The organism is Variovorax sp. GW460-12-1-14-LB1 (assembly GCF_059423605.1).
Genome location: NZ_JBWKYF010000021.1, coordinates 26307 through 50981, shown reverse-complemented (window position 1 = coordinate 50981; position 24675 = coordinate 26307). Strand labels below are relative to the sequence as shown.

Here is a 24675-nt window from a genome sequence, read left to right as displayed (position 1 = left end):
GCAGCGGCAGGGCGCATGGAGACCGCGGCCCGCGCGGCGAGCGGGGCCATCGACGCGCGTCGTCGCTAACGCTCTTTGCGCAGGAACAGGCGCGACAGCGTCTGCGCCGTTTGTTCGCGCGAGGCGGCATCGCCCGCGTGCAGCTCGGCCATGGCGCCGTGCATCATCTTCTGCGTGAGGCCGCGCGACATGGCTTCGAGCACCACGTCAATCGATTCGCCCTTGGCCAGCAGCTTGCGCGCGCGGGCCATTTCGGTGGCGCGCCATTCGTCGGCCTGCGCGTTCAGTTGCTGGATCAGCGGCACGGTGCCGCGCTGGCCCAGCCAGTGCATGAAGCTCTGCACGCCGGCGTCGATGATGACTTCGGCCTGCGCCACGGCGGCCTGGCGGTTGGCCTGACCCTGCTGCACGACCTGGGCGAGGTCGTCCACGGTGTACAGGTAGATGTCTTCGAGGGCCTTCACCTCGGGTTCGATGTCGCGTGGCACGGCCAGGTCGACCATGAACATCGGTCGGTGCTTGCGTGCCTTGAGCGCGCGCTCTACGGCGCCCAGGCCGATGATCGGCAGCGTGCTCGCGGTGCAGCTGATGACGATGTCGAACTCGGCCAGCCGCGCCGGCAGGTCGGCCAGCCGCATGGCTTCGCCGCCGAAGCGCGAGGCGAGCTTTTCGCCGCGCTCCAGCGTGCGGTTGGCGATGGCGATGGCCTTGGGTTCCTTGGCCGCGAAGTGCGTGGCCGCGAGGTCGATCATTTCGCCCGCGCCGACGAACAGCACGCGGGTCTTGCGAAGGTCTTCGAACAGCTGGCCGGCCAGGCGCACGGCGGCGGCGGCCATGCTGATCGAATGGGCGCCGATCTCGGTGGCGGTGCGCACTTCCTTGGCGACCGCGAACGAGCGCTGGAACAGCTGGTTGAGCGTGCTGCCGAGCGCGCCGGCGGTTTCGGCCGCGCGCACGGCGTCTTTCATCTGGCCGAGGATCTGGGCCTCGCCGAGCACCATGGAGTCGAGCCCGCTGGCCACGCGGAAGGCATGGCGCGCGGCTTCGTCGTCGTGCAGGGTGTAGGCGTGCGAGCGCAGCAGGGCGGGGGCCACGCCGCCGCTCTGGGCCAGCCAGCCGAAGGTGTGGTCGAGCGCGATGTGCTCGGAGGCGCAGTAGATCTCGGTGCGGTTGCAGGTCGAGATGATCGCGGCCTCGACCTGCGGGTGGCTGCTGCTGCCAAAAGAACTGCGCAGGCTGTGCAGCGTCGGGGCGATCTGGTCGAGCGCGAACGCGAAACGACCGCGCAGATCGAGCGGCGCGGTCGTGTGGTTCAAGCCGAGAGCCCAGACTGACATGTCCATGATTATAAAATCAGCAGCCGGGCGAGGTTTGCCGAGGGGCAAATGGCTTTCCCTATGACAGCCATATGCGCCGCCACATGGCCTTGCGCTCACTCACAGCCCCTCATGGACCTGCTGGACCTCTTCAACCACCTGCTTAATTTTGCGGCACCGGCGGCCTTCATCGCCTTGGTGCTGGTGGCGGTCGGGCGCTTCCTCGGCGGCCCGCGCACCGGCATTCCGCACTGGTGGAAGCAATGGGCGATCACCTTCGGGGCCGGCCTGCTGACTTCGCTGGCCGGGCTGATCCTCACGGGCCGCGACGGCTCGATGGCCACCTACGCCGCGCTGGCGGTGGTCTGCGGCACGGTGCAGTGGCTCGCGATGCGCGGCTGGGGCCGCTGAGCCGGGCTCAGTCCAGCCGGCGGGCCATGTAGACCGAGTGCCCGGGGTAGGTCGCCAATCGGGCCTGCTGCAGGTCGTCGGCCGGCACCGTGGCCGCATAACCCTGGCGTTCCCAGAACCCGACCGAAGCCTGCACCGACACCAGCGTCGAATGCCGCCAGCCCGCGCGCAGCGCGTGCGCCCAGGCGTGGCGCACGAGGCGCGGCCCCAAGCCCAACCCCGAGGCTTCGGGGTGCACCGCCAGGTCGTGCAGGTACAGCGCGTCGGCGTCGGGCGCCACCTCGAAGTCGCCGTGCAGCGGCGTGAGCTTGCCGCGCTGCGAGGGGTACGCCGCCAGGTAGGCCCGCACGGCGCCGCCGTGCTCGGCCACCCAGCCGGTGTGCGGCGAGGCCGCCAGCCGCCGCGCGATGAGCACGCCGTCCTCCACGAACCCCGCGCCGTAGCAGGCGAGCTGGATCGCCAGCACTGCGTCGAGGTCGTCCGCGCGCATGTCGCGCACGAGGAGAAGAGGAGCCGCTGCGTCCATCAGGCCAGCAGCAGCTTGTCGTCGTCCAGCTTCTCGCCGCGCGTCTGCTCGAACATGCGCAGCAGGTCGGGCACGTCCAGGCCCGCGCGCTGGTCGCCGGCCACGTCGAGGATCACCTGGCCCTCGTGCAGCATCACGGTGCGCGTGCCGTAGTCCAACGCCTGGCGCATGCTGTGCGTGACCATCATCGCCGTGAGCTGGCTGCCTTCGACGATCTTGGCGGTGAGCTCCAGCACGAAGGCGGCGGTCTTCGGGTCGAGCGCGGCCGTGTGCTCATCGAGCAGCAGGATGCGCGAGGGCCGCAGCGAGGCCATCAGCAGGCTCACGGCTTGGCGCTGGCCGCCCGAGAGCAGGCCGATGCGGTCGGCCAGGCGGTTTTCCAGGCCCAGCTTCAGGATCGACAGCTTCTCGCGGAACAGCTCGCGCAGGTTGCGGTTGAGCGAGAAGCCGAAGCCGCGCCGCTCGCCGCGCTTCCACGCCAGCGCCATGTTCTCCTCGATGGTCAGCGCCTCGCAGGTGCCCGCCATCGGGTCCTGGAACACGCGGGCCACCATGCCCGAGCGCTGCCAGGCGTTCAGGCGGGTCACGTCCTTGCCGTCGATCTCCAGGCGACCCTTGTCGACCATCAGGTCGCCGCTGATCGCATTGAGAAAGGTCGACTTGCCCGCGCCGTTGGAGCCGATCACGGTGACGAACTGGCCGGTCGGAATGTCCAGGCTCAGGCCGCGCAGCACGCGGTTCTCGATCGGTGTGCCCGGGTTGAAGGTGATTTCGAGTTGTTGGGCGCGCAGCATCAGTTCTTCCCCTTGAAGAGTCCGCCCAGCTTGCGCTTGTAGGCGGGCACCAGCAGCGCGAACGCCACCAGCACGGCGGTGACCAGGTTCAGGTCCTGCGCCTGCAGGCCCATGAAGTCGGTGTTCAGCGCCATCGCGATGAAGAAGCGGTACAGCAGCGCACCCAGCACGCAGGCCAGCGTGGTGATGACCATGCTGCGCGCGGGCAGCAGGGTCTCGCCGATGATCACGGCGGCCAGGCCGATCACGATCGTGCCCACGCCCATCGAGATGTCGGCCGTGCCCTGGCTCTGCGCGAACAGCGCACCGGCCAGCGCCACCAGCGCATTGGAGAGCGCCAGGCCCGCCATGGTCTGGAAGTCGGTCGAAATGCCCTGGGCCCGCGCCATGCGCGCGTTGCCGCCGGTGGCGCGCATCGCCAGGCCCGCTTCGGAGGCAAAGAACAGGTCGACGACGATCTTCGCGGCGATCACGATGATCAGCAGCAAGAGCGGCTTGGCCCACTGCTCGGGCATGCCGCCGAAGCTGACCATGCTGAACACGGTGGGTTCGGTGATGAGCGCCACGTTGGGCTTGCCCATCACGCGCAGGTTGATGGAGTACAGCGCGATCATCACCAGGATGCTCGCGAGCAGCTGCATGATCTTCAGCTTGACGTTGAGCCAGGCCGTGAGCCAGCCCGAGGCGGCACCGGCCACGCAGGCCACGGCCGTGGCGGCGGCGGGGTTCCAGCCCGCGACGATGAGCGTCGCGGCCACGGCGGCGCCCAGCGGAAAGCTGCCGTCCACCGTGAGGTCGGGAAAGTTGATGATGCGAAACGACATGAAGACGCCCAGCGCGACCAGTCCGAAAATCAGACCGATCTCGATGGCGCCCAGCGAAGCAATGAGGGACATGGGGGCTTCCGGCGGGAGCGCAGTCGGCGGGCCCCGGCGCCCGGCCTGCGCCGGGAGCAGAAGGCCCGCCGGGGCGGCGTTTACTTGGTGCTGACGACCTTCGCCGACTTCAGCAGCGCGTCCGACAGGGTCACGCCCTGCAGCTTGGCCGCGCCGGGGTTCACCACCAGCTCGAAGTTGGTGCTGGTCTGCGAGGCGATGGTGCCGGGCTTCTCGCCCTTGAGGATGCGCACCACGATCTTGCCGGTCTGGCGGCCGATGTCGGTGTAGTTCAGGCCCAGCGCGGCCACGGCGCCGCGCTCGACGGTGGCGGTGTCGGCGGCCACCACGGGCAGCTTGGCCTGCTGGGCCACCTTCACGATGCCCTCGAAGGCCGAGACGACGTTGTTGTCGGTGGGCGTGTAGATCACGTCGGCCTTGCCGACCAGGCTCTGGGCGGCGGTGGGCACGTCGACCGTGCGCGCGGCGGCGGCTTCGACCACCGTCATGCCGGCGGCCGAGGCGGCCTTCTTGAGCGACTCGACGATGGCCACCGAGTTGGCTTCGCCGGGGCTGTAGATCACGCCGACGCGCTTGGCCGTGGGCACGACCTTCTTGATCAGGTCGATGTGCTTTTCGAGCGGCGACAGGTCGGACACGCCGGTCACGTTGGTGCCCGAGGGCTCCCAGTTCTTCACCAGCTTGGCGGCCACCGGGTCGGTGATGGCCGAGTACACGACGGGAATGGTCTTGGTGGCAGCCACGGTCGCCTGCGCCGACGGCGTGGCGATGGCAACGATCACGTCGGGCGCATCGCCCACGTATTTGCGGGCGATCTGGGCGGCGGTGCCCACGTTGCCCTGGGCGCTCTGGTAGGTGAACTTGAGGTTCTTGCCCGCTTCGTAGCCGGCGGCCTTCAGCTCTTCCTTCACACCGTCGCGCACGGCGTCCAGCGCCGGGTGCTCGACGATGGCGGTCACGGCGACCGACTTGTCGGCGGCCAGCGCCGGTGCGGCGGCGAGCACGCCGAGGGCCAGGGCCACGGCGCTGAAGGGGGTGCGAAGCAAAGCGTTTTTCACGTAAGGGTCTCCGGGTGGGGAAAGGGGTGTGGGTGCGTTCGAAGCCGCCGGCAAGGCACCGGCAAAGCACCAGGGCGCGCAATTCAGCGGCCCGGCGTGGCGCAACGCCGTCCGGGCGCGTCGAAGTCTAGATCGTACTTTGCACAATTAAGGTGCATGAATGCCTCGGGCTTTCCCCGCTTTAGGAAACATAATTGCATCATTGATGCGTATGGGGAGACGAAATTGCAGATCATCGAACTCGACCGCACCGACCGGCGGATTCTGGACCACCTCCAGGCGCACGGTCGCGCGTCCAACCTGGACCTGGCCGAGGTGGCCCAGCTGTCGCCCGCGCAGTGCCTGCGGCGCCACCGGCGGCTCGAGGAACTGGGGCTGATCAGCGGCTACGCTGCGCGGCTCAACGCGCGCCACATCGGGCTGGGCGTGATTGCCTTCATCCACGTCACGATGGCGCGCGGCCACGTCGACGAACTGCCCAAGTTCCAGGACCTGATCGCCGACATGCGCCAGATCCTGGAGTGCTACTCGGTGACGGGCGACTTCGACTACGTGCTCAAGGTGGTCGCGCGCGACCTGGAGGCGCTGTCGCAGTTCCTGATGCACACGCTGATGCACATGCCGGGCGTGTCGGCGGTGCGCTCCAGCGTGTGCCTGAACGAGATCAAGTGCACGGGGGCGCTGCCGCTCGAATAGAGCTGCCGGCGCTTCAGGTGCTGGTGGTGCCTGGCAGCGGAGACGCCGGCGTGGCGGGCGCTGGCGAGGGCTCGGCGGGCAGCACCGGCGCGGGCGCCGCCATCACCAGCGTCGTGGGCGTGGCCAGCGGCAGGTCGGCCTGCTTGAGCGCGTCGAGGATCGTGAACAGCAGGTCGCTGCGCACGCCGCCCGCCAGCCGGGGGCTCGGCACGTAGGCGATGGCCTGGAAGATCAGCAGCCCGTTCTCGATGCCTTCGAGCGTGAGCGAAGGCGCCGGCGTTTCCAGCACGCCCTCGTGCGCGCGGCAGGCCTCGAGGATCAGCTCGCGCACGCGCTGCGCGTCGGTGGTCAGCGGCATCGGCAGGCGGATCAGCACGCGGCCCTCGGCGTTGGCCAGCGTCATGTTGCGCACGGTCTTGGTGATGAACTCCGAGTTGGGCACGATCAGCGTCGAGCGGTCGCCCAGCTGGATCTCGGTGGCACGCACGTTGATGCGCCGCACGTCGCCCTCGGTGGTGCCCAGCACCACCCAGTCGCCCACTTTCACCGGCTGCTCGGCCAGCAGGATCAGCCCCGAGATGAAGTTCTGCACGATGGCCTGCAGGCCGAAGCCGATGCCCACCGACAGCGCGCTCGCCACCCACGCGATGCGCTCGATGCCGATGCCCAGCGCCGACAGCGAGAACGCCACCACCAGGATGCCGCCCACGTAGCCCAGCAGCGTGGTGATCGAGCTCTGCATGCCGGGCTCGAACTGCGTGCTCGGCAGGTAGCTGCGCGACAGCCAGCGCTTGAACACCCGCAGCACGATGAAGCCGATCACCGCCACGGCCACGGCGCTGAGGATCGCGCCCGGCACCAGCTGGAACTCGCCCACCTTCACGCCGGTGCCGAGCTTGCCGCCGCGCTGGAACACCTCGCCCGGGCCCGTGCCCAGCGGCGCGGCCAGCGCCACCAGCATGTAGAAGAACAGCGCCACGCGGCTCAGGCCCGAGAGCACCGTGGCCGCCTGGTCGAGCGTCTGCGGCGCCAGGCCGAAGCTCTTCTGCAGCCGCTGGCCGGAGGCGCTGCGCGAGGACACCACGGCCATGAACAGGTCGTCGGCGAACTTGAACAGCACATAGAAGGCCGCCGCGACGATGCCGCTCCAGGTGAGCTGCGAGGCCAGGAAGCTCGCCAGCGCCACGTAGCCGAAGGCCACCAGCACCCAGATCGCGATCACCAGCACCACGATCAGCGCCACCAGCACCCCGACCCACATCGGCCGTTCCGGCAGGCCGGCGTCGGGCGCGTCGGCGCGCAGCGCCTTCAGGCGGTACACGACGGTGCCGACCAGCGCGGTGAGCAGCAGCGCCGTCGCCACGTGCGTGGTGACCACGGCGGCAAAGCTGGCGTCGATGAGCGCGTTGATCTCGGCCGGCGTCCATGCCAGCGCGGCCACCAGCGCCACCAGCCACGGCAGCGCCGACAGGCGCTGCGCCGTGAGGTCGGGAATGGCCGGCAGGCGCCACGACGGCCTTCCGGTGGCCAGCAGCCCGCGCCCCAGGCCGATGATGAAGGCCATGAAGGTCAGCGTCTGCGCCGCCGATTGCAGCGCCTTGCGCGCCTGCGCGTCCCACATCGCGTGGGCCTTGAGCACCTCGACGACGCCGTGTGCGGCCACGGCGACCAGCAGCACGTGCGTCGCGACGATGGCGATCACCAGCAGCGAGCGGCGCAGCCGCCCGGCCGGCAGCACGCGCGTGGCCAGGCGCGCCAGCCCGCGCTCGGCGGCCCAGACGCCGAGCCAGGCGAGCAGCAGCGCGCCGATGAACGAGGCGATCACGGGCGTGCGGCTTTCGGGCTGCAGTGCCTGGTCGAAGCCGTCGCCGAGCGCCGCCCCGATCGCCTGCAGCCGTTCGAAGTCGTCGGGCCAAGCCTCGCGCAGGTCGTCCCAGAACTCGCCGCTGAGCGGCGAGGCGGCGCGGCTGGTGAGCTCGGCCTCGAACTGCTGGCGCCGCTGCGACACCACGTCGGTGCCGCGCTGGCGCACGTCGATCGCCAGCAGCTTGGCCAGACGGATGTCCGCGTCGAGCGCGTTGCGCTCCTTGGTCAGCTGCGCGCGCTGGCGCGTGATGTTGGGGTCTTCGGTGGCGCCGGCGGCGGGCGGGTTGCCGAGTTCGCCGAGGCGCGCGTTCAGGTCGGCCAGCTCGCTGGCGCGGGCGGCGACGAACTTGTCGGCCTGCACGCCGATCTCGTTGATCTGCGCGAGCTGCTTGCGTGCGTCGTCTTCGGCGCCCGGAACGACACTGGCGTTGCCCTTGCCCGAAGGCGCGATGCGGGCGAACTGCGCGCGCAGTTCGGCGATGGTGGGGGGCGGGGCGGCCGCCGCCGCGGTGTTGGCGCTGTTGTTGGGGTTGCCGTTGCCTGCGTTCATGCTGGCGTCCGGCTGCGCGAAGGCGCCGCCGCACGTCAGCAGGGCCCACAGAGCCAGGAGGGCGGGAAGGCACAGGCCCGCCAGGCGAGAGGTCCGATTCATGGCCGCATCATAGAAGCCGCCATGACGTAAGAACGGGTAAGAAATGCAGCGTCAGCCCGCGGGGCTGAACAGGTCCACCCGGTCGGTGATGATGCCGTCGGTGCCCAGGTCGATGAGCCGCTGCGCCGCCCAGTCGTCGTTCACCGTGTAGCTCAGCGAGCGCAGGCCCGCGCCATGCACCTGCGCCACGGTGGTGGCGTCCCACAGTGCGTGGTTGCAGACGATGGCCTGGCAGCCCAGGCTCAATGCCGTGTCGAGCCAGCCGTTCCAGAGCGTGTCGAGCAGCAGGCCGCGCGGCAGTTCGGGCTGCACGGCCTGGGCACCCTTCAGTGCGTCGACTTGGAACGAAGTGAGCAGCGGCGGAATGGCCGCACCCTGCCAGAGGCGCGCGGCTTCGCGTGCCACCACCTCGCCGGTCTCGCGTTCGGTGCCGGGCGTGGGCTTGATCTCGATGTTCAGCAGCAGGTCGTTGGCGCGGCAGAAGCGCGCCAGGTTTTCCAGCGTGGGCAGCGGCTCGCCCGCGAAGGCGCGCGAATGCCAACCGCCCGCGTCGAGCTGCGACAGCGCGCTCCACGCCTGCTGGCCGCCGATGCCGTGGCCGTTGGTGGTGCGATCGAGCGTGGCGTCGTGCATCAGGAAGACCACGCCATCGGCGCTGAGCTTGGCGTCGCACTCGAACATGCGGTAGCCGTGCGAGGCGCCGAAACGGAAGGCGGCGAGCGTGTTCTCGGGCGCCAGCTTGCCGGCGCCGCGGTGCGCGACCCAGCGGGGGTAGGGCCAGGGGCTGCGTTCGGCCATCGCTCAGTCGGCGCGCTTGCCGGAGCCGGCGTCGAACCAATGGAGCTTGTCTTCGCGCGCGGCGATCTTCACCGTGTCGCCGGCCACCGGCGGGTGGTCGCCTTCGTCGGTGCGCATGATGATCTGTTCTTCGCCGATGCGGCCGTACACCAGGCGCTCGGCGCCCAGCAGTTCGACCTGCTCGACCTGCACCGTCCAGCCGCTTTCGTCGAGCTTCATGTGCTCGGGGCGGATGCCCAGGATCTGGCCCGGACGCACGCCCGGTGCGTGCTTGAGCAGGTTCATCGGCGGCGAGCCGATGAAGCTCGCCACGAAGGTGGTGGCGGGCCTGGAGTACACCTCTTCGGGCGTGGCGAACTGGTCCATCACGCCGCCGTTCATCACGATGATGCGTTGCGCCAGCGTCATGGCCTCGACCTGGTCGTGCGTGACGAACAGCGAGGTGATGCCGAGTTCGCGGTGCAGCTTCTGGATTTCGAGGCGGGTCTGGGCGCGCAGCTTGGCGTCCAGGTTCGACAGCGGTTCGTCGAACAGGAACACCTGCGGCTGGCGCACGATGGCGCGGCCCATGGCCACGCGCTGGCGCTGGCCGCCCGAGAGTTCGCGCGGCTTGCGCTCGAGCAGGTGGCCCAGCTCGAGGATCTTGGCCGCCTTGTCGACGCGCACCTTGATCTCGGCCGTCGGCACCTTCGCGATCTTCAGTCCGTAGGCCATGTTCGCGAACACGCTCATGTGCGGGTACAGCGCGTAGTTCTGGAACACCATGGCGATGTCGCGCTCGGAGGGTTCGAGCTGGTTCACGACCTTGCCGCCGATGCAGATTTCGCCGGCCGAGATTTCCTCCAGGCCCGCGACCATGCGCAGCAGCGTCGATTTGCCGCAGCCCGAAGGGCCGACGATGACGATGAATTCGTGGTCGGCGATCTCGGCGCTCACGCCGTGGATGACCTGGTTGGCTTTCGGCCCGTGGCCGTAGCGCTTGATGACGTTGCGTAGAGAGAGAGCAGCCATAGTTATTTTTCAGTGTCCACGAGGCCCTTGACGAACCACTTTTGCATCAGGATCACCACCAGCGCGGGCGGCAGCATCGCCAGGATGGCGGTGGCCATCACGACGTTCCATTCGTTCTGTCCGTCGCCGCCGGCAATCATTCGCTTGATGCCGACCACCACGGGGTACATGTCTTCGCTCGTGGTCGCGAGCAGCGGCCACAGGTACTGGTTCCAGCCGTAGATGAACTGGATCACGAACAGCGCCGCGATCGAGGTCTTGGACAGCGGCAGCAGCACGTCGAAGAAAAAGCGCATGGGGCTCGCACCATCCATGCGCGACGCTTCGGTGAGCTCGTCGGGCACCGTGAGGAAGAACTGGCGGAACAGGAAGGTCGCCGTGGCCGACGCGATCAGCGGCACCGTCAGGCCCGCGTAGGTGTTCAGCATGTTCAGGTCGGACAGCACCTTGTAGGTGGGCAGGATGCGCACCTCCACCGGCAGCATCAGCGTCACGAAGATGGCCCAGAAGCAGATCTTCTTGAACGGGAAGCGGAAGTACACGATGGCGAAGGCCGACAGCAGCGAGATGGTGATCTTGCCGATGGCGATGACCATGGCCGTCACGAAGCTCACCCACATCATGTGCGCCACCGGGGCGTTGGAGCCCGCGCTGCTCTCGCGCCCGAACAGGGCGCCCTTGTAGCTGTCGACGATGTTCGAGCCGGGGGTCAGGGGCATTGGCGCCTGCACGATCTCCTGGGCCGTGTGCGTGGAGGCCACGAACGCCAGATAGAGCGGGAAGGCGACGATGAACACGCCCAGGATCATGATGACGTGGGCCAGGATGCCCTGCGTGCCGCGTTTCTCAACCATGCTGCGCTCCGCCGAATTCGATTTGTTCTTGTTGCTTCATCAGTACTGCACTTTCTTCTCGACGTAGCGGAACTGGATGACGGTCAGCGCCACCACGATCACCATCAGCACCACCGACTGCGCGGCCGAGCCGCCGAGGTCCAGGCCCTTGAAGCCGTCGTGGTAGACCTTGTAGACCAGGATGGTCGTGTCCTTGCCCGGGCCGCCCTGCGTGGCTGCATCGACGATCGCGAAGGTGTCGAAGAAGGCATACACCACGTTGATCACCAGCAGGAAGAAGGTGGTGGGCGACAGCAGCGGGAACTGCACGGTCCAGAAGCGGCGCCACGGGCGCGCGCCGTCGATGGCCGCGGCCTCGATCAGCGACTTCGGAATCGACTGCAGGCCGGCCAGGAAGAACAGGAAGTTGTAGGAGATCTGCTTCCACACCGAGGCCATCACGATCAGCGTCATGGCGTGGCCCGAGTCGAGCAGGTGGTTCCAGTTGATGCCGATCTTGCCCAGGGCATAGGCCACCACGCCCAGCGAGGGCGAGAACATGAAGACCCACAGCACGGCCGCCACGGCGGGCGCCACGGCGTACGGCAGGATCAGCATGGTCTTGTAGAACATGCCGCCGCGCACGATGCGGTCGGCGAACACGGCCAGCATCAGCGACAGGCTGATGCCGATGCCGGCCACCAGCACCGAGAACAGCGCGGTGGTCTTGAACGACTCGGCGTAGGCCGGGTCGTCGAACAGGTGGCGGAAGTTGTCGAACCCGACGAACTCGACCGAGGTGCCGAACGCGTCCTGCTGCTGCAGCGACTGCAACAGCGCCTGGCCGGCCGGCCAGAAGAAAAACACGAGGATCACCGCCATCTGCGGTGTCAGCAGCAGCCAGGGCAACCAGCCCGAGCGAAAGAAAACGCGTTTTTCCATGAAGCCCCTACATAAAAAATCCCGCCCGGCGCACCCTGGAAGAAGGGCGTGCGGGGGCGGGCGATATTAGCCGGACACGGAGCCCGGATCTTCAATCGTTAGCTTTTGTTCGCCTTTTGGAAGCGTTCGAGCTGTTCGTTGCCGCGGGTCACGATCGAATCGAGGGCTTCCTTGGCGGTCTTCTTGCCGCCCCAGACCTGTTCGAGCTCTTCGTCCTCGATGGCGCGGATCTGCACGTAGTTGCCCAGGCGGATGCCGCGGCTCTTGTCGGTGACCTTGCGGATCATCTGCGTCACGGCCACGTCGGTGCCGGGGTTCTGCTTGTAGAAGCCCGATTCCTCGGTGAGCTTGTACGAGGCGGTGGTCACCGGCAGGTAGCCGGTGCGCTTGTGGCTGGCGGACTGCACTTCAGGCGTCGAGATGAAGCTGAAGAACTTGGCCACGCCCTTGTACTCGGCGGCCTTCTTGCCCGACATGACCCACAGGCTGGCGCCGCCGATCACGGTGTTCTGCGGTGCGCCCGGCACGTCCGGGTAGTAGGGCAGGGGAGCCAGGCCGTAGGCGAACTTGGCGTTCTTGGCCACGTTGCCGTAGAAGCCCGACGACGTGTTGATCATGGCGCACTCGCCCGACACGAACGAGGCCTCGGGCACGTTGCCGCGGCCCTTGTAGATGAACAGGCCCTGCTTGGACATGCTGGCCAGGTTCTCGATGTGGCGCTGGTGCAGCGGCGAATTCACCTTCAGGCGCGCGTCCAGGCCCTGCAGGCCGTTGGCCTTGCTGGCGAACTCGACGTTGTGCCAGGCCGAGAAGCTCTCGACCTGCGTCCAGTTCTGCCAGGCCGTGGTGAACGGGCACTTGTGGCCGCTGGCCTTGAGCTTGGCGGCGGCAGCGACCACTTCGGGCCAGGTGGCGGGCGCCTTGTCGGTGGGCAGGCCGGCCGCCTTGAAGGCGTCCTTGTTGAAATAGAAGATCGTGGTCGAGCTGTTGAACGGGAAGCTCAGCATCTGGCCGTTGGGGGCGGTGTAGTAGCCGGCCACGGCGGGGATGTAGGCGGCCGGGTCGAACTTCTCGCCCGCGTCCTTCATGACCTGGCCGACCGGAATGACGGCGCCCTTGCTGGCCATCATGGTGGCGGTGCCCACTTCGAACACCTGCAGGATGTGCGGCGCGTTGCCCGAGCGGAAGGCCGCGATGGAGGCCGTCATGGATTCGTCGTACGTGCCCTTGAAGGTCGGCACGATCTTGTATTCCTTCTGGCTCTCGTTGAACTGCTTGGCCAGGTCGTTGACCCACTCGTTGTTGACGGCGGTCATGGAATGCCACCACTGGATCTCGGTCTGGGCCTGGGCTGCATTGAACAGCGTGGCGGCCAGCGCCGATGCCAACGCGAGCGTCTTGAATCGCATGAAGACTCCTGAAGGGAAAAAATGGAAAGCGCGAATGCTAGGGCATGTGCGTGACACAGCCGCGTCACATTGGGGCACGGACCGAAGGGTTCCTCCAATCGGGGAAACCCCTTTGGCGTCAAGCCCGGCGCGGGTTGCGGGCCTCATGCTGCGCTGCACCATGCTAGCATCGCCCTCCCTTTTTTGGCCTAGCTTGTCGCCATGGCCGGGGCTTCCTTGAGTACGCCATGAGCAGCAAAACCTCCCTCGACAAAAGCAGGATCAAGTTCCTTTTGCTCGAAGGCATCCACCCCTCGGCCGTGGAGGTGCTGCGCGCCGCCGGCTACACCAACATCGAGTCGCTGCCGGGTGCGCTGCCCGACGCCGAACTCAAGGCCAAGATCGCCGACGTGCACTTCGTGGGCATCCGCTCGCGCACCCAGCTGACGGCCGAGGTGTTCGCCGCCGCGCACAAGCTGGTGGCCGCCGGGTGCTTCTGCATCGGCACCAACCAGGTCGACCTCGAAGCTGCCCGCGAACACGGCGTGGCCGTGTTCAACGCGCCGTATTCCAACACCCGCTCGGTGGCCGAGCTGGTGCTGGCCGAAGCCATCCTGCTGCTGCGCGGCGTGCCCGAGAAAAGCGCCGTGGCGCACCGCGGCGGCTGGCTCAAGTCGGCCGAGAACGCCTTCGAGATCCGCGGCAAGACGCTGGGCATCGTGGGTTACGGCTCCATCGGCGCGCAGCTGTCGGTGCTGGCCGAGGCGCTGGGCATGCACGTGGCCTTCTACGACGTGGTCACCAAGCTGCCGCTGGGCAACGCCCGCCAGGTGCGCGAGCTGCACCAGCTGCTGGGCCAGAGCGACATCGTGACCCTGCACGTGCCCGAGACCCAGGCCACGCAATGGATGATCGGCGCGGCCGAGATCGCCGCCATGAAGCCGGGCGCCATCCTGCTGAACGCCTCGCGCGGCACCGTGGTCGAGATCGAACCGCTGGCCGAGGCCCTCAAGAGCAAGAAGCTGCTGGGCGCCGCCATAGACGTGTTCCCGGTCGAGCCGCGCACCAACAAGGACGAGTTCCAGTCGCCGCTGCGCGGGCTGGACAACGTGATCCTCACGCCGCACATCGGCGGCTCGACCATGGAGGCGCAGGCCAACATCGGGCTCGAAGTGGCCGAGAAGCTGGTCAAGTACAGCGACAACGGCACCTCGACCTCGTCGGTCAACTTCCCCGAGGTGGCGCTGCCGGCGCATCCGGGCAAGCACCGCCTGCTGCACATCCACCGCAACGTGCCGGGCGTGCTGTCCGAGATCAACAAGATCTTCTCGGACAACAACATCAACATCTCGTCCCAGTTCCTGCAGACCAACGAGAAGATCGGCTACGTCGTGATGGACATCGACGCCGCCTCGTCCGACCTGGCGCTGGAAAAGCTGGCGAAGGTGGGCGGGACGATCCGCAGCCGCGTGCTGTTCTGAGCCCGCCGGGGCCCCCGCGGGCCCCGCGATAGGGAATAGCGGCTGGGGCACGGCAAAGCCCCCGGGGCCTGCCCTAAAATCGACCCCCCGGCTACATGGGCGCGCAGCGCCTGGCCAAGGGCCCCACCCGATGAATGCTCCGACCGCGTTGAATACGCTGTTGTCACAGGCCGCAGAGCCTGTACGACTGCGCGAGATCCCCTACAACTACACCAGCTTCTCCGACCGGGAGATCGTGATTCGCCTCCTGGGCGAACGCGGCTGGGACCTGCTGCAGACCCTGCGCGCCGAGCGTCGCACCGGCCGATCGGCGCGCATGCTCTACGAGGTGCTGGGCGACATCTGGGTGGTGCAGCGCAACCCCTACCTCGTCGACGACCTGCTCGACAACCCGCGCCGCCGCGGCCAGCTGGTCGACGCCCTGCGCCACCGCCTGGGCGAGGTGCAGAAGCGCCGCACCCCCGACAGCGACCTGCCGCGCGACCAGCTGGTGGGCGAGCTCACCGGCCTGGTCAGCCAGGCCGTCGCCGCCTTCGACGACACCTTCCGCGACGTCGCCGCGCTGCGCCGCAAGGCCACCCGCGTGCTGGGCCGGCTCACGGCCAAGGACAACATCAAGTTCGACGGCCTCTCGCGCGTGTCGCACGTGACCGACGCCACCGACTGGCGCGTCGAGTACCCCTTCGTCGTGCTGTGCCCCGACACCGAGGCCGAGATGGCCTTGCTGGTCAAGGGCTGCATCGAGCTGGGCCTGACCATCATTCCGCGCGGGGGCGGCACCGGCTACACCGGCGGCGCGATCCCGCTGACCTGGAAGAGCGTGGTCATCAACACCGAGAAGCTCGAGGCCATGACCGAAGTCGAGCACGTCGCGCTGCCCGGCTTGGCCGCGCCCGTGCCCACCATCTGGACCGAGGCCGGCGTGGTCACGCAGCGTGTGGCCGACGCGGCCGAGCGCGCGGGCTTCGTGTTCGCGGTCGACCCCACCTCCGCCGAGGCCTCGTGCGTCGGCGGCAACGTCGCCATGAACGCCGGCGGCAAGAAGGCCGTGCTCTGGGGCACGGCGCTGGACAACCTCGCCTCGTGGCGCATGGTCACGCCGCAGGCCGAATGGCTCGAAGTGACCCGCGTCGGCCACAACCTGGGCAAGATCCACGACGCCGAGAGCGCCGTGTTCGAGCTGCAGTACTACGCCGCCGACGGCAAGACCAAGCTGCGCACCGAGCGCCTCGACATCCCGGGCCGCACCTTCCGCAAGGAAGGCCTGGGCAAGGACGTGACCGACAAGTTCCTCTCGGGCCTGCCGGGCATCCAGAAAGAGGGCTGCGACGGCCTCATCACCAGCTGCCGCTGGGTGGTGCACAAGATGCCGGCGCACACGCGCACCGTGTGTCTCGAGTTCTTCGGCAACGCCAAGGATGCGGTGCCCAGCATCGTCGAGATCAAGGACTTCATGTTCGCCGAGCAGAAGCGCTCGGGCGTGCTGCTGGCCGGCCTCGAGCACCTGGACGACCGCTACCTCAAGGCCGTGGGCTACGCCACCAAGTCGAAGAAGCACGGCGGCCTGCCCAAGATGGTGCTGTTCGGCGACATCGCGGGCGACGACGCCGATGCGGTGGCGCGCGTCACCTCGGAAGTGGTGCGCATCGCCAACTCGCGCAGCGGCGAAGGCTTCATTGCCATCAGCCCCGAGGCGCGCAAGAAATTCTGGCTCGACCGCAAGCGCACGGCCGCCATCAGCAAGCACACCAACGCCTTCAAGATCAACGAAGACGTGGTGATCCCGCTGCCGCGCATGGCCGAGTACAGCGACGGCATCGAGCGCATCAACATCGAGCTGTCGCTGCAGAACAAGCTCGCGCTCACCGACGCGCTCGAAGCCTTCCTCACACGCGGCAACCTGCCGCTGGGCAAGACCGACGACGCGCACGAGATTCCCGCGGCCGAGCTGCTGGAAGACCGCGTGGCGCAGGCCGTGGCGCTGGTGCACGAGGTGCGCGCGCTGTGGGCCGGCTGGCTCGATAACGTCGACACGCTGTTCCCGCAGCTGCAGGACCACACGCTGCGCGCGAGCTGGAAGACCCAGCTGCGCCAGCCGCTGCAGGAGATTTTTTCGGGCGCCGAGTTCGGGCCGATCCTGGCCGAGTGCACCGCCATCCACAAGCAGGTGCTCAAGGGCCGCGTGTGGGTCGCGCTGCACATGCACGCGGGCGACGGCAACGTGCACACCAACCTGCCCGTGAACAGCGACAACTACGAGATGCTGCAGACCGCGCACGCCGCGGTGGTGCGCATCATGGCGCTGGCACGCAGCCTCGACGGCGTGATCTCGGGCGAGCACGGCATCGGCATCACCAAGCTCGAGTTCCTCACCGACGAAGAGCTGCGTCCCTTCACCGAGTACAAGGCCCGGGTCGACCCCGAGGGCCGCTTCAACAAGGGCAAGCTGCTGCGCGCGCCCGCCGGGCAGACGCAGACCCTGCATGCCGACCTGACCAACGCCTACACGCCGAGCTTCGGCCTCATGGGCCACGAGTCGCTGATCATGCAGCAGAGCGACATCGGCGCCATCGCCGACAGCGTGAAGGACTGCCTGCGCTGCGGCAAGTGCAAGCCGGTGTGCGCCACGCACGTGCCGCGCGCCAACCTGCTGTACAGCCCGCGCAACAAGATCCTCGCGACCTCGCTGCTGGTGGAGGCCTTCCTCTACGAAGAGCAGACGCGGCGCGGCATCAGCATCAAGCACTGGGAAGAGTTCGAGGACGTGGCCGATCACTGCACCGTGTGCCACAAGTGCCTCACGCCGTGCCCCGTGAAGATCGACTTCGGCGACGTGTCGATGAACATGCGCAACCTGCTGCGCAAGATGGGCCAGAAGAGCTTCCGCCCCGGCAACGCGGCCGCGATGTTCTTCCTGAACGCGACCAACCCGCAGACCATCAAGGCGGTGCGCGCGGGCATGGTGGGCGTGGGCTTCAAGGCACAGCGCCTGGCCAACGACCTGTTGAGCCGTCTCGCGAAGAAGCAGACCGGCGCGCCGCCGGCCACGCTGGGGCCGGCGCCCATCAAGGAGCAGGTGATCCACTTCATCAACAAGAAGATGCCGGGCAACCTGCCGAAGAAGACGGCGCGCGCGCTGCTCGACATCGAGGATGCCGACTACGTGCCGATCATCCGCAACCCGAAGACGACCAGCTCGGAAACCGAGGCGGTCTTCTACTTCCCGGGCTGCGGCTCGGAGCGGCTGTTCTCGCAGGTGGGCCTGGCCACGCAGGCGATGCTCTGGCACGCGGGCGTGCAGACGGTGCTGCCGCCGGGCTATCTGTGCTGCGGCTATCCGCAACGCGGCAGCGGCCAGTTCGACAAGGCCGAGAAGATGATCACGGACAACCGCGTGCTCTTCCACCGTGTCGCCAACACGCTCAACTACCTCGACATCAAGACCGTGGTGGTGAGCTGCGGCACCTGCTACGACCAGCTGCAGGGCTACCAGTTCGACAAGATCTTCCCGGGTTGCCGGATCATCGACATCCACGAGTACCTGCTCGAAAAGGGCATCACCCTGGCCGATGCGGGCGGTGGCGGCTACCTGTACCACGACCCCTGCCATTCGCCGATGAAGCAGCAGGACCCGATGAAGACCGTGAAGGCGCTGGTCGGCGACAACGTGCTCAAGAACGACCGCTGCTGCGGCGAGTCGGGCACGCTGGGCGTGTCGCGGCCCGACATCTCGACGCAGATCCGCTTCCGCAAGGAAGAAGAGCTGAAGAAGGGCGAAGCCGCGCTGCGCGACGCCGGCAAGGTCGGCGCGACCGACAACGTGAAGATCCTCACCAGCTGCCCGAGCTGCCTGCAAGGCCTCTCGCGCTACGGCAACGACCTGAACAACGGCCTGCTCGAAGCCGACTACATCGTGGTCGAGATGGCCAACAAGCTGCTCGGCGACGACTGGATGCCGAACTACGTGGCCGCGGCCAACCAGGGCGGCATCGAGCGGGTGCTCGTATGACGGCGGTGGCGGGTTGCCCGCTGTGCGGTGCGCCCGGCGGGCGTGTCGTGTTCGAAGGCGCGAAGCTGCGCGTCATCCATGCGCAGGAAGAAGGCTTTCCGGCCTTCTACCGCGTGGTGTGGCGCGACCATGCGGCGGAGTTCTCCGACCTCGACGCGGCCGACCGCGTGCTGTGCATGGAGGCCGTGGTGCGCGTGGAGCAATGCCTGCGCGACGCGCTGGCGCCCACCAAGCTCAACATCGCCGCGCTCGGCAACATGGTGGCGCACCTGCACTGGCACGTGATCGCGCGCTTCGATTGGGACAGCCATTTCCCCGGGTCGGTCTGGGCCGCCGTGCAACGGACCGCACCGGCCGAGCGGCTGGCCGCCGTTCAGGCGTTGCTGCCGCAGGCAGAGGCCGACATGGTCCGCCGGCTCGCGACGCTGGCCTGAGGCCTGTTCTTCAGCTCGCCGCGGCGGTGCGCGTCGCGCTGCCTGCCTTGCGGTCCGCACAAGCCTGCTTGAATTCGGGCGTGGCGCGCGTTTCCTTCGAGAAGCGCTTCGAGGCCACGCTGCCATCCCTGCACACGCGATCGAGCTCGGCCTGCGCGCTCTTGTTGCCCGCATGCGCGGCGTGGGCCAGCAGGCGTACCGCATGGAAGGGCAGCGCGCCCGAGCTGCCGGACGATGCGGTGGTGGTTGCTGGCTGTGGTGTTGCTGCGGCCTTGACGGGTTCGGCTGGCAGCGTGCGTGCCGTGCCCGCCGAGGTCGGCATGCGCTCGACGGCGGTGAAGTCGCCGCTCTTGCCGGCGCGCTCGACCATCTGCCGGTAGCTGTCCATCATGAACGACGTGTCCTTGGGCGTGAGCTCCTTCGCCGGCTTGGCAAGGTAGGCCGCGACCTCGGGTGGCAGCGCGGCGTTCACGGTGCTCAGTTCATGCGCGCCGCCGAAGCTGCGCGAGCCCGCTTGGGCGGCATGTGCTGCGTCGTCGCCCAGCGCCATCGCGCCCTTCGCGGCCACGCCGGTTGCACCTTCGGCTGCCACCGCACCGGCGCCGACCGCCGCGCCCTTGCCCGCCACGCCGGCCGCCTTGCCGGCGGTCGCGGCCTTGCCTGCCGCCTTGCCGATCAGGCCCCAGAAGGCATGGACGGGCGGGGCAAGGGCAGCGCCCGCGAGCGCGATGCAGAGGACGAGGGCGGCCCGGTTCGGACGCGACAGGAGGAGGGGAGAGCGTGTGCGTGACGGCATGCAGCGATGCTAAGCGCAGGCGGCCGACACGCTGGCGCACAGCGCGCGGCATACTGCGCGAGTCCCACCCCTTTTCTCTTTCTCTCTTCTTCCGAACGGATTCCCCATGGCAGGTTTGCAAGCCGGCGCGCCGACACCCCAATCGATCACCGTGCACGGGCAGTCGCGCGTGCTCGAGGTTGGCTTCTCGGACGGCGCCACCTTCCGCATCCCCTTCGAGCTGATGCGCATCTATTCGCCGTCGGCCGAGGTGCAGGGCCACGGCCCGGGGCAGGAGGTGCTGCAGACCGGCAAGCGCGACGTCGACCTGGTCGGGCTCGAGCCGGTGGGCAACTACGCCGTGCAGCCGGCCTTCAGCGACGGCCACAACTCCGGCATCTACACCTGGAGCCTGCTGTACGACCTGGGCGCGCGGGAGGCCGAACTGTGGGCCGATTACGAGCGGCGCCTGGCCGCGGCGGGCGTGGATCGCGATGCCCCGATGGCCGACAAGGGCGGCCACGCCTGCAGCAGCCATTGAGCGTCACGGGAACCGAGGGTAAACATACCCTGTTGCTATTGAAAAGATAGCCTTACACACAGCAAGCACGCGCGTTGCAGCGCCCCTCCGTTGGAGGAAAAAGCAACAAATGTCCGCCGTGCCCGCGGGGTCGTCGCCTTGAAGGAATGCCTTCCGGCCTAACATCCACCGCATGAGTACAACCCACTTCGGCTTCGAGAAAGTCGACGAAAGCGAGAAGGCGCAACGCGTTCGCGGCGTCTTCGACTCGGTGGCCTCGCGCTACGACATCATGAACGACCTGATGTCGGCCGGCCTGCACCGGGCCTGGAAGGCCTACACCGTGATGGTCGCGAACGTGGGTGAAGGCTCGCGCGTGCTCGACATCGCGGGCGGCACCGGCGACCTCGCGCTCGCCTTCTCGAAGAAGGTCGGCGCCACGGGCCAGGTGGTTCATACCGACATCAACGAAGCCATGCTGCGCACCGGCCGCAACCGCCTGCTCGACGCCGGCGTGGTGCTGCCCACCACCGTCTGCGACGCCGAGAAGCTCCCCTTTCCCGACGACCACTTCGACGTGGTCACCGTGGCCTTCGGTCTGCGCAACATGACGCACAAGGACGTCGCCCTCAAGGAGATGAACCGCGTGCTCAAGCCGCGCGGCAAGCTGCTGGTGCTCGAGTTCTCGAAGGTCGCCAAGCCGCTCACGAAGGCCTACGACTGGTATTCGTTCAACGTGCTGCCGCGCCTGGGCAAGCTCGTGGCCGGCGACGATGCGAGCTACCGCTACCTGGCCGAATCGATCCGGATGCATCCCTCGCAAGAGGAGCTCAAGACCCTCATGAAAGAGGGCGGTTTCGGACATGTGGACTATCACAACATGACGGGGGGAATTGCTGCCCTCCATGTTGGAATCAAGTGTTGATCACGATGACGACGCGAATTTTTCGCTCAAGAGGAGACGGCATGAAGAGTTTGGGTTCTTTGTTCTTGGCAGCAGCACTGGTGCTGGTGAGCGTTCAGGCGGAAGCTGCTCGCATGGGTGGCGGCAAGTCCGTCGGTCGCCAGTCGTCCAACGTGACGCAGCGCCAGGCCACGCAGCCCGCGGCCCCCGCGCAGCAGAACGCGACCAATGCGGCGCCCAAGCCCGCAACGCCCGCCGCCGCTGGACCGAAGCGTCCGTGGGGCGCGATGCTCGGCGGTCTCGCCGCCGGCCTGGGCCTGGCATGGCTCGCGAATTCGCTGGGCTTGGGTGCCGGCTTCGCCAACATCCTGCTGATCGCGCTGCTGGCTTTTGCCGCGCTCGCGGTGTGGCGCATCTTCAAGGCGCGCTCGGCCGCGTCGTCGGGCAACGCCAACCGCCAGGGCGCTTTCGCCTTCCAGGGCGCCGGCAGCCCCGCCGATGCACGCGCACCGGCACAGTACAGCCCGGCCAACGTCGGCAACGACGCCTCGGCACGGCCGTGGGAGCGCAACGCCGCGGCGTTCGACGCCGCGCCGGCATCGCACGGCAGCAGCCTCTCGGCCGCGGGTGCCGCAGCCGGCGGCAGCATGATCGGTTCGGCATTGGCCGGTTCGCAGTCCTGGGGCATCCCCGCAGGCTTCGATGCCGACGGTTTCCTCACCGCCGCCAAGCGCAACTTCGTGACCCTGCAAGACGCCTGGGACCGCGCCGACGTGTCGATGCTGCGTTCCATGATGACCGACAGCATGGTCGAAGAGATCCGCACGCAGCTGGCCGACCGCGCCAGCCACACGGGCGGTGCGCTCAACAAGACCGAAGTCGTGATGCTCGACGCCAAGCTGTTGGGCATCGAAGAGCTGCCCGACGCCTACATGGCGAGCGTGGAGTTCTCCGGCATGATCCGCGAAGACGCGTCGGCGGGCCCGGCCCCGTTCCGCGAAGTCTGGAACATGACCAAGACCGGCAGCGCCGGCTGGCTCGTCGCAGGCGTGCAAGCGCTGCAGTGAAGTAAAAGGCTCGCCCCCAGGCTTCGCGCACTGCGTGTCGCTTCTCCAACCCCCTACCGGGGGCAACACCAGCGGCCCGGCAAAGCCGGTTCCGCGGTGTTTCTGGAAGGAGACGATGCAGTTCACGGGTTACGGGGCGCAGCACTGACGGGATAATGGGGACCATGGCTACACCATCGTCCCCTTTTTCTTTGCTCGGCGACCTGTTCAACCGCATCGGCGAACGCCTGCAACCGCCGGCCTGGGCCGTCCACGAGATCCAGCACCGCGCGGTCCTGTTCCTGAACCACGTGCTGCAGCAGGAGCCCGAAGCGCAGCAGCGGCTGCTGCGCCAGCAGGGCAGGGTGGTGCGCTTCCAGTGGCGCTTCGTGACGATGGAGCTGGTGGCCACGCCGGCCGGCCTGCTCGATCTGGCACCTGCCGGCTCTACGCCCGAACTCACGCTCACCGTGATCGATGACTCTCCCTTCGACATCGCCCGCGCCACGCTGCGCGGCGACAAGCCTTCCGTGCAGATCGTCGGCGACGTGCAGCTCGCGGCCGAGGTCAATTGGCTGGTCGACCACGTGCGCTGGGACGTCGAGGACGACCTGGCCCGCGTGATCGGCGACGTGCCTGCGCACACGCTGGGCAACGGCGTGCGCCGCGTGGTGGGCGCGCTGCGCCAGTTCGTCGGCGACCGCTCGGCCCGTGCCGGCGGTGCGGCGGGCCACGCCGAATGAGTCGCTTCTATCGCGGCCTGTTCATCGTCTGGGTCGCACTGCGCTATGGCCTGGACGAGCTCGTGCTCACGAGCTTCCAGAAGCCCTGGCTGCGCGTGGTGGCGCGCATCGTCTCGATCGGACGCAACCTCGACGCGCCGCGCGGCCAGCGCCTGCGCGAGGCGCTGGAGCGGCTGGGCCCCATCTTCGTGAAGTTCGGCCAGGTGCTGTCCACGCGGCGTGACCTGCTGCCGCCCGACATCGCCGACGAGCTGGCCTTCCTGCAGGACCGCGTGCCGCCGTTCCCCTCGGCGGTGGCGGTCGCGACCATCGAGCGCGCCTTCCGCCGTCCGGTGAGCGACGTGTTCGTGCAGTTCGACGAAACGCCCATCGCCAGCGCCTCGATCGCGCAGGTGCACTTCGCGACCATCCGCACCAACCAGGGTGAGATCCGCGACGTGGCGGTGAAGGTGCTGCGCCCCAACATGCGCGGCGTGATCGAGAAGGACCTGGCCCTCATGGCCATGATGGCCGGCTGGATCGAGAAGCTCTCGCCCGACGGCAAGCGCCTGAAGCCGCGCGAGGTGGTCGGCGAGTTCGACAAGTACCTGCACGACGAGCTCGACCTCGTGCGCGAGGCCGCCAACGCCGCGCAGCTGCGCCGCAACATGGCCTCGCTCGACCTGGTGCTGATCCCCGAAATGTTCTGGGACTTCTGCCACCCCGAAGTCATCGTGATGGAGCGCATGAACGGCGTGCCCATTGCCCAGATCGACAAGCTGCGCGCCGCCGGCGTCGACATTCCCAAACTCGCGCGCGACGGCGTGACGATCTTCTTCACGCAGGTGTTCCGCGACGGCTTCTTCCACGCCGACATGCACCCGGGCAACATCCAGGTGAGCCTGGCGCCCGAGACCTTCGGGCGCTACATCTCGCTCGACTTCGGCATCATCGGCACGCTCACCGAGTCCGACAAGGAGTACCTCGCGCAGAACTTCGCGGCCTTCTTCCGGCGCGACTACAAGCGCGTGGCCGAGCTGCACCTGGAAAGCGGCTGGGTGCCGCAGGGCACGCGCATCGACGAGCTCGAGGCGGCGATCCGTACCGTGTGCGAGCCGTACTTCGACCGGCCGCTGAAGGAGATTTCGCTGGGCATGGTGCTGATGCGCCTGTTCCAGACCTCGCGCCGCTTCCACGTCGAGATCCAGCCGCAGCTCGTGCTGCTGCAGAAGACCCTGCTGAACATCGAAGGCCTGGGCCGCAGCATCGACCCCGAACTCGACCTCTGGGCCACGGCCAAGCCTTTCCTCGAGAAGTGGATGATCGACCAGATCGGGCCGAAGAAGCTGTTCCAGCAGCTGCGGGCCGAGGCGCCGCGCTACGCGAAATTGCTGCCGCAATTGCCGCGTTTGCTGCACGATTTCCTGGAAAATCGGCCGCCCGATCACCGCCGCGAGTTGCAGGAGCTGCTGGCCGCGCAGAAGCGCACCAACCGGCTGCTGCAGGCCATCCTCTATGGCGGCATCGGATTCGTCCTGGGGTTGCTCGCCATGCAAGTGCTGGTGCGCGTGCGTTTGTTCTAGAGGCTGGAGGAGTT

General features: G+C 67.8%; 22 protein-coding genes. 10 read left to right on the top strand and 12 right to left on the bottom strand.

The genetic code is table 11. The features are described 5' to 3' along the window. Nucleotides 1–65 precede the first annotated feature (65 nt). Nucleotides 66–1337: a glutamyl-tRNA reductase gene (hemA, locus tag AC07Y4_RS13415; RefSeq protein ID WP_495274660.1), complete on the bottom strand. Its 1272-nt coding sequence runs from the start codon at nt 1335–1337 to the stop codon at nt 66–68. Nucleotides 1338–1448: 111 nt separating this feature from the next. Between hemA and AC07Y4_RS13410 the strand changes: the two genes are divergently transcribed. Then, nucleotides 1449–1727, top strand: a complete 279-nt coding sequence (locus AC07Y4_RS13410; RefSeq protein ID WP_139700144.1) for a hypothetical protein — start codon at nt 1449–1451, stop codon at nt 1725–1727. A gap of 7 nt (nt 1728–1734) precedes the next feature. Here AC07Y4_RS13410 and AC07Y4_RS13405 read toward each other — a convergent pair whose 3' ends face one another. The 4 genes from AC07Y4_RS13405 to AC07Y4_RS13390 form a co-directional block, all read right to left on the bottom strand. After that, nucleotides 1735–2253, bottom strand: a complete 519-nt coding sequence (locus tag AC07Y4_RS13405; protein ID WP_495274659.1) for a GNAT family N-acetyltransferase — start codon at nt 2251–2253, stop codon at nt 1735–1737. Further along, entirely contained in the window at nt 2253–3047 is a 795-nt protein-coding gene (locus AC07Y4_RS13400; protein ID WP_159274960.1) for an ABC transporter ATP-binding protein, read from the bottom strand. The genes AC07Y4_RS13405 and AC07Y4_RS13400 overlap by 1 nt, the downstream gene beginning before the upstream one ends. After that, nucleotides 3047–3943: an ABC transporter permease gene (locus AC07Y4_RS13395; protein WP_062474491.1), complete on the bottom strand. Its 897-nt coding sequence runs from the start codon at nt 3941–3943 to the stop codon at nt 3047–3049. Before AC07Y4_RS13395 ends, AC07Y4_RS13400 begins: the two co-directional genes overlap by 1 nt. Before the next feature lie 80 nt (nt 3944–4023). Continuing rightward, complete coding sequence (locus tag AC07Y4_RS13390; protein ID WP_172438392.1) at nt 4024–5001, bottom strand: ABC transporter substrate-binding protein; 978 nt, start codon at nt 4999–5001, stop codon at nt 4024–4026. A 225-nt stretch (nt 5002–5226) separates the two neighbouring features. Between AC07Y4_RS13390 and AC07Y4_RS13385 the strand changes: the two genes are divergently transcribed. Next, nucleotides 5227–5697 carry an Lrp/AsnC family transcriptional regulator gene (locus tag AC07Y4_RS13385; protein ID WP_056578260.1) on the top strand — a complete coding sequence of 157 codons (471 nt, stop codon included), beginning with the start codon at nt 5227–5229 and terminating at the stop codon, nt 5695–5697. Between the two features lie 13 nt (nt 5698–5710). Here AC07Y4_RS13385 and AC07Y4_RS13380 read toward each other — a convergent pair whose 3' ends face one another. The 6 genes from AC07Y4_RS13380 to ugpB form a co-directional block, all read right to left on the bottom strand. Next, on the bottom strand, nt 5711–8215 hold the full coding sequence (locus AC07Y4_RS13380) for a DUF3772 domain-containing protein (RefSeq protein WP_159274958.1): 2505 nt from the start codon (nt 8213–8215) through the stop codon (nt 5711–5713). Nucleotides 8216–8266: 51 nt separating this feature from the next. Continuing rightward, nucleotides 8267–9013 carry a glycerophosphodiester phosphodiesterase gene (ugpQ, locus tag AC07Y4_RS13375; protein WP_495274658.1) on the bottom strand — a complete coding sequence of 249 codons (747 nt, stop codon included), beginning with the start codon at nt 9011–9013 and terminating at the stop codon, nt 8267–8269. A gap of 3 nt (nt 9014–9016) precedes the next feature. Continuing rightward, the gene (ugpC, locus tag AC07Y4_RS13370) at nt 9017–10024 is read right to left on the bottom strand and encodes a sn-glycerol-3-phosphate ABC transporter ATP-binding protein UgpC (RefSeq protein WP_062474484.1); all 1008 of its coding nucleotides are present in this window, start codon (nt 10022–10024) and stop codon (nt 9017–9019) included. Nucleotides 10025–10026: 2 nt separating this feature from the next. Further along, nucleotides 10027–10878 carry a sn-glycerol-3-phosphate ABC transporter permease UgpE gene (ugpE, locus tag AC07Y4_RS13365; protein WP_062474482.1) on the bottom strand — a complete coding sequence of 284 codons (852 nt, stop codon included), beginning with the start codon at nt 10876–10878 and terminating at the stop codon, nt 10027–10029. Nucleotides 10879–10917: 39 nt separating this feature from the next. Further along, a complete protein-coding gene (gene ugpA / locus AC07Y4_RS13360; protein ID WP_062474481.1) occupies nt 10918–11799 on the bottom strand; it encodes a sn-glycerol-3-phosphate ABC transporter permease UgpA in 882 nt (293 codons plus the stop codon). Nucleotides 11800–11897: 98 nt separating this feature from the next. Beyond that, complete coding sequence (ugpB, locus tag AC07Y4_RS13355; RefSeq protein ID WP_070063600.1) at nt 11898–13208, bottom strand: sn-glycerol-3-phosphate ABC transporter substrate-binding protein UgpB; 1311 nt, start codon at nt 13206–13208, stop codon at nt 11898–11900. Nucleotides 13209–13435: 227 nt separating this feature from the next. Between ugpB and serA the strand changes: the two genes are divergently transcribed. The 3 genes from serA (at nt 13436) to AC07Y4_RS13340 (ending at nt 19111) form a co-directional block, all read left to right on the top strand. After that, nucleotides 13436–14668, top strand: a complete 1233-nt coding sequence (gene serA / locus AC07Y4_RS13350; protein WP_070063599.1) for a phosphoglycerate dehydrogenase — start codon at nt 13436–13438, stop codon at nt 14666–14668. A 130-nt stretch (nt 14669–14798) separates the two neighbouring features. Continuing rightward, nucleotides 14799–18677 (top strand): DUF3683 domain-containing protein, encoded by a 3879-nt coding sequence (locus AC07Y4_RS13345; protein ID WP_495274657.1) that lies wholly within the window; start codon nt 14799–14801, stop codon nt 18675–18677. Then, nucleotides 18674–19111, top strand: a complete 438-nt coding sequence (locus tag AC07Y4_RS13340; protein ID WP_495274656.1) for an HIT family protein — start codon at nt 18674–18676, stop codon at nt 19109–19111. The genes AC07Y4_RS13345 and AC07Y4_RS13340 overlap by 4 nt, the downstream gene beginning before the upstream one ends. A gap of 10 nt (nt 19112–19121) precedes the next feature. Here the strand turns inward: AC07Y4_RS13340 and AC07Y4_RS13335 are convergent, their stop codons facing one another. Beyond that, a complete protein-coding gene (locus AC07Y4_RS13335; RefSeq protein WP_495274655.1) occupies nt 19122–19907 on the bottom strand; it encodes a hypothetical protein in 786 nt (261 codons plus the stop codon). A 106-nt stretch (nt 19908–20013) separates the two neighbouring features. On the opposite strand from AC07Y4_RS13335, the gene AC07Y4_RS13330 reads away from it, so the two are divergent. From AC07Y4_RS13330 to ubiB, 5 genes are all read left to right on the top strand, one after another. Further along, on the top strand, nt 20014–20427 hold the full coding sequence (locus tag AC07Y4_RS13330; RefSeq protein ID WP_495274654.1) for a gamma-butyrobetaine hydroxylase family protein: 414 nt from the start codon (nt 20014–20016) through the stop codon (nt 20425–20427). 172 nt (nt 20428–20599) lie between these two features. Next, nucleotides 20600–21331: a bifunctional demethylmenaquinone methyltransferase/2-methoxy-6-polyprenyl-1,4-benzoquinol methylase UbiE gene (ubiE, locus tag AC07Y4_RS13325; RefSeq protein WP_056578284.1), complete on the top strand. Its 732-nt coding sequence runs from the start codon at nt 20600–20602 to the stop codon at nt 21329–21331. Nucleotides 21332–21372: 41 nt separating this feature from the next. After that, entirely contained in the window at nt 21373–22377 is a 1005-nt protein-coding gene (locus AC07Y4_RS13320; protein ID WP_495274653.1) for a Tim44 domain-containing protein, read from the top strand. Between the two features lie 164 nt (nt 22378–22541). Next, the gene (locus tag AC07Y4_RS13315; RefSeq protein ID WP_062477123.1) at nt 22542–23099 is read left to right on the top strand and encodes a ubiquinone biosynthesis accessory factor UbiJ; all 558 of its coding nucleotides are present in this window, start codon (nt 22542–22544) and stop codon (nt 23097–23099) included. Then, the gene (gene ubiB, locus AC07Y4_RS13310; protein WP_062477035.1) at nt 23096–24661 is read left to right on the top strand and encodes a ubiquinone biosynthesis regulatory protein kinase UbiB; all 1566 of its coding nucleotides are present in this window, start codon (nt 23096–23098) and stop codon (nt 24659–24661) included. Before AC07Y4_RS13315 ends, ubiB begins: the two co-directional genes overlap by 4 nt. The last annotated feature ends 14 nt before the right edge of the window (nt 24662–24675 follow it).

What these genes read in the sequence shown, in the direction of transcription:
- hemA (WP_495274660.1), bottom strand. Translation starts at nt 1,337, where the DNA reads ATGTCAGTCTGGGCTCTCGGCTTGAACCACACGACCGCGCCGCTCGAT.
- AC07Y4_RS13410 (WP_139700144.1), top strand. Translation starts at nt 1,449, where the DNA reads ATGGACCTGCTGGACCTCTTCAACCACCTGCTTAATTTTGCGGCACCG.
- AC07Y4_RS13405 (WP_495274659.1), bottom strand. Translation starts at nt 2,253, where the DNA reads ATGGACGCAGCGGCTCCTCTTCTCCTCGTGCGCGACATGCGCGCGGAC.
- AC07Y4_RS13400 (WP_159274960.1), bottom strand. Translation starts at nt 3,047, where the DNA reads ATGCTGCGCGCCCAACAACTCGAAATCACCTTCAACCCGGGCACACCG.
- AC07Y4_RS13395 (WP_062474491.1), bottom strand. Translation starts at nt 3,943, where the DNA reads ATGTCCCTCATTGCTTCGCTGGGCGCCATCGAGATCGGTCTGATTTTC.
- AC07Y4_RS13380 (WP_159274958.1), bottom strand. Translation starts at nt 8,215, where the DNA reads ATGAATCGGACCTCTCGCCTGGCGGGCCTGTGCCTTCCCGCCCTCCTG.
- ugpQ (WP_495274658.1), bottom strand. Translation starts at nt 9,013, where the DNA reads ATGGCCGAACGCAGCCCCTGGCCCTACCCCCGCTGGGTCGCGCACCGC.
- ugpC (WP_062474484.1), bottom strand. Translation starts at nt 10,024, where the DNA reads ATGGCTGCTCTCTCTCTACGCAACGTCATCAAGCGCTACGGCCACGGG.
- ugpE (WP_062474482.1), bottom strand. Translation starts at nt 10,878, where the DNA reads ATGGTTGAGAAACGCGGCACGCAGGGCATCCTGGCCCACGTCATCATG.
- ugpA (WP_062474481.1), bottom strand. Translation starts at nt 11,799, where the DNA reads ATGGAAAAACGCGTTTTCTTTCGCTCGGGCTGGTTGCCCTGGCTGCTG.
- ugpB (WP_070063600.1), bottom strand. Translation starts at nt 13,208, where the DNA reads ATGCGATTCAAGACGCTCGCGTTGGCATCGGCGCTGGCCGCCACGCTG.
- serA (WP_070063599.1), top strand. Translation starts at nt 13,436, where the DNA reads ATGAGCAGCAAAACCTCCCTCGACAAAAGCAGGATCAAGTTCCTTTTG.
- AC07Y4_RS13345 (WP_495274657.1), top strand. Translation starts at nt 14,799, where the DNA reads ATGAATGCTCCGACCGCGTTGAATACGCTGTTGTCACAGGCCGCAGAG.
- AC07Y4_RS13340 (WP_495274656.1), top strand. Translation starts at nt 18,674, where the DNA reads ATGACGGCGGTGGCGGGTTGCCCGCTGTGCGGTGCGCCCGGCGGGCGT.
- AC07Y4_RS13335 (WP_495274655.1), bottom strand. Translation starts at nt 19,907, where the DNA reads ATGCCGTCACGCACACGCTCTCCCCTCCTCCTGTCGCGTCCGAACCGG.
- AC07Y4_RS13330 (WP_495274654.1), top strand. Translation starts at nt 20,014, where the DNA reads ATGGCAGGTTTGCAAGCCGGCGCGCCGACACCCCAATCGATCACCGTG.
- ubiE (WP_056578284.1), top strand. Translation starts at nt 20,600, where the DNA reads ATGAGTACAACCCACTTCGGCTTCGAGAAAGTCGACGAAAGCGAGAAG.
- AC07Y4_RS13320 (WP_495274653.1), top strand. Translation starts at nt 21,373, where the DNA reads ATGAAGAGTTTGGGTTCTTTGTTCTTGGCAGCAGCACTGGTGCTGGTG.
- AC07Y4_RS13315 (WP_062477123.1), top strand. Translation starts at nt 22,542, where the DNA reads ATGGCTACACCATCGTCCCCTTTTTCTTTGCTCGGCGACCTGTTCAAC.
- ubiB (WP_062477035.1), top strand. Translation starts at nt 23,096, where the DNA reads ATGAGTCGCTTCTATCGCGGCCTGTTCATCGTCTGGGTCGCACTGCGC.